This is a genomic window from Dryocola clanedunensis (genome assembly GCF_038405435.1).
In the GTDB taxonomy this organism is placed as follows: Bacteria; Pseudomonadota; Gammaproteobacteria; order Enterobacterales; family Enterobacteriaceae; genus Dryocola; species Dryocola clanedunensis_A.
Window position 1 is genome coordinate 1 of sequence record NZ_JBBYHZ010000208.1, and the last position, 528, is coordinate 528.

The following is a 528-nucleotide window of genomic DNA, read 5'->3' on the forward strand; positions in this document are numbered from 1 at the left end:
CCACGCCCACGCCGAACAGCACCAGCACAGCCAGCCAGCGCAACAGCGGCTCACGCACGATCAGCTTCAGGCCGTCGAGCACGCTGCCGCCCATCGGGGTTTCACCCGACACCAACTTCTGCTCCTGCTCCCGTGCCACCGCCCACAACCGCAGCCGCCAGATGCAGACCAGGCAGGCACTCAGAAAGCCGGCCGAGACCAGCATCAGGTTGGCAATACCCACCCGCTCCACCAGCGCCGCCGTGATGATCGGCCCCAGGAACGCACCGAGCGTGCCTGCCGCGCCGATGTAGCCGTATACCTCGCGTGCCTGGGCGTTGGAGAACACGTCCGCCATGAAGCTCCAGAACACCGCCACCGCAAAGAGGTTGAACACGGCGGCCCAGAAGAAGAACGCCATGCCGCGCCCAGGCACGCCACTGTCGAACAGCAGGTAGAAACCCAGCAGGGAGATGATGAAGAAGACATACACCGCGGGCAGGAATACCCGCCGCGCATAGCGGCTGACCAGCGCGCCGTACAGCGGCT

The 528-nt window shown here is 65.7% G+C and carries 1 protein-coding gene; it reads right to left on the reverse strand.

What is annotated here, in order from left to right; all coding sequences use genetic code 11:
- Positions 1 to 528 (reverse strand): MFS transporter (locus tag AAE045_RS24260; RefSeq protein ID WP_455549846.1); only part of this gene is annotated, 528 nt, incomplete at both ends.